This window comes from Sodalis-like endosymbiont of Proechinophthirus fluctus, from assembly GCF_001602625.1.
Classification (GTDB): Bacteria; Pseudomonadota; Gammaproteobacteria; order Enterobacterales; family Enterobacteriaceae.
In genome coordinates, this window is sequence record NZ_LECR01000016.1 from 13,535 (window position 1) to 15,941 (window position 2,407).

Annotated in this window: 4 protein-coding genes; all 4 read left to right on the forward strand. The window is 54.6% G+C overall.

What is annotated here, in order from left to right; genetic code table 11:
- Positions 1 to 201 (forward strand): ABC transporter substrate-binding protein (locus BG74_RS15920; protein ID WP_244267165.1); only part of this gene is annotated, 201 nt, incomplete at its 5' end.
- Positions 202 to 205: 4 nt separating this feature from the next.
- Positions 206 to 511, forward strand: a complete 306-nt coding sequence (mlaB, locus tag BG74_RS02040) for a lipid asymmetry maintenance protein MlaB (protein ID WP_066596237.1) — start codon at positions 206 to 208, stop codon at positions 509 to 511.
- A 207-nt stretch (positions 512 to 718) separates the two neighbouring features.
- The gene (ibaG, locus tag BG74_RS02045) at positions 719 to 973 is read left to right on the forward strand and encodes a BolA family iron metabolism protein IbaG (protein WP_066596238.1); all 255 of its coding nucleotides are present in this window, start codon (positions 719 to 721) and stop codon (positions 971 to 973) included.
- 53 nt (positions 974 to 1,026) lie between these two features.
- Positions 1,027 to 2,286, forward strand: a complete 1,260-nt coding sequence (gene murA / locus BG74_RS02050) for a UDP-N-acetylglucosamine 1-carboxyvinyltransferase (RefSeq protein ID WP_066596239.1) — start codon at positions 1,027 to 1,029, stop codon at positions 2,284 to 2,286.
- The last annotated feature ends 121 nt before the right edge of the window (positions 2,287 to 2,407 follow it).

A 2,407-nucleotide genomic window follows, 5' to 3' on the forward strand; every position in this document is an offset into this window, starting at 1 on the left:
CCGCCAGTGCGTCTTGATTTTCAATGGCGTAAAAACAGCGTCTCCGGCAATTGGCAGTCCTACGATATGATAGCCGAAGGGGTTAGTATGATTACCACTAAGCAAAACGAGTGGGCCTCCACACTGCGCACCAAGGGTATCGACGGGCTGACCCAGCAATTGCAGGCCATCGCCAGTCAACCCATTACCCTGGATAAGTAGCACAATGGCTGATGAACTAAGCTGGCGTACGCAGGGGCAAACATTAATCCTACAGGGCGAGCTGGATCGCGACACGCTGCCGACACTTTGGCAGCATCGCCAAGTGTTGCTTGACGGTATCCGTTTCCTGGATGTATCTGGCCTGAAACGTGTCGATTCCGCCGGTGTGGCGCTGATGCTGCATTTTTATCACCAGCAGAATCGGGGCGATGAGCTAGTGCTCACCGGCGTCACCGATCGGCTGCGCACCTTGATCGCTTTATACAGGCTGCAGGCGATCCTGCCCTGTGATCCGCCCGAGAGCGTCTAACCTGCAGACGCTTTGCATGCCGCTGGGAGAATCTACCACGTAACCCGTTGGTGTGCGTCCATCTTGCCGATGTGAATAACCGGCGCCTGGCCTCTGACGGAGGAGATTAGAGAATCGCTGTTAATTTTATTGCCTGTTCCCGAGCGCGTCGGTTTTCTCTAAGATAGCGGTCTGATTCTCGACCCTGCAAAGTAAGACGTTATCTATATGGAAACTAGTGAAATCAAAGCGGTACTGATGAAAGCCTTGGCGCTGGACGAAGCCTACGTAAGCGGCGACGGTAGTCATTTTCAGGTTATTGCAGTCAGCACGCAATTCGCCGGCATGAGCCGGGTGAAAAAACAGCAGATGATTTATGCGCCGCTGATGGAATATATTTCGGATAACTGCATCCACGCCTTATCGATCAAGGCCTACACCCCTGAAGAATGGCAGCGCGATCGCAAGCTGAATGGCTTTTAAATGTTGAGACCCTGGCGGATGACAGTCTTCCCGTTAAACAGAGAGTAGTCGTAATGGACAAATTTCGTGTCCAGGGTCCTACCCAGTTAAGCGGCGAAGTCACCATCTCTGGGGCCAAAAATGCCGCGTTGCCGATTTTATTCGCCGCATTGCTAACAGAAGAGCTGGTAGAGATCCAAAACGTCCCCAATCTGAAAGATATCGACACCACCATGAAACTATTGGGCCAGCTCGGCGCTAGAGTCGAACGCAATAGTTCGGTGCATGTGGACACCAGCAGTGTTAACTTTTATTGCGCGCCCTATGAGCTGGTAAAAACCATGCGCGCATCGATTTGGGCACTGGGGCCGCTGTTGGCGCGTTTCGGCCAGGGGCAAGTATCTTTACCGGGCGGCTGTGCCATTGGCGCGCGTCCTGTGGATCTGCATATCAGCGGCCTGGAGCAACTGGGCGCTACCATTAAGCTAGAAGAGGGTTACGTCAAAGCGTCTGTGGACGGCCGTCTGCGCGGGGCGCATATTGTCATGGATAAGGTGAGCGTCGGCGCCACGGTCACAGTCATGAGCGCCGCCACCTTGGCGACCGGTACTACCATTATTGAAAACGCTGCCCGCGAGCCCGAGATTGTCGACACCGCAAATTTTCTTATCACCCTGGGCGCGAAAATCAGCGGCGCCGGTACCGATAAAATTATTGTCGAAGGAGTTGATCGCCTCGGAGGCGGTGTCTATCGCGTACTACCCGATCGCATTGAAACCGGTACTTTCCTGGTAGCAGCGGCGATCTCACATGGTCGCGTGGTGTGTCATGCCACCCGTCCGGATACGCTGGATGCCATACTGGCCAAATTGCGAGAATCGGGCGCGGATATTGCCGTCGGCGACAACTGGATTAGCCTGGATATGCACGGCCAGCGTCCGAAAGCAGTTACGGTACGCACCGCCCCCCATCCCGGCTTCCCTACCGATATGCAGGCGCAGTTCAGTCTACTGAATTTGGTGGCCGAGGGCACGGGCGTGATTACCGAAACCATTTTTGAAAACCGTTTCATGCATATCCCCGAACTGATTCGGATGGGAGCCCATGCGGAAATCGAAAGCAACACTGTTATCTGCCACGGCGTCGAGACGCTGTCAGGCGCACAGGTCATGGCGACTGACTTGCGCGCTTCAGCCAGCCTTGTGCTGGCTGGCTGTATCGCCGAAGGGGTGACGGTGGTGGATCGCATTTATCATATCGATCGCGGCTATGACTGTATCGAGGAAAAGCTGCGGTATATGGGCGCCAATATCGAACGGATCAGCGGCGAGTAATTAATCACGCTGCCCGGCTGCAGTGTTCACTGGCGCGCTGTAGATGATTTGACACGTTGCTCACCGATATATTGTTGTCGTGTCCTGCCTTGCTATTCGGCGCGTCAGCCCAGCGCTTAAG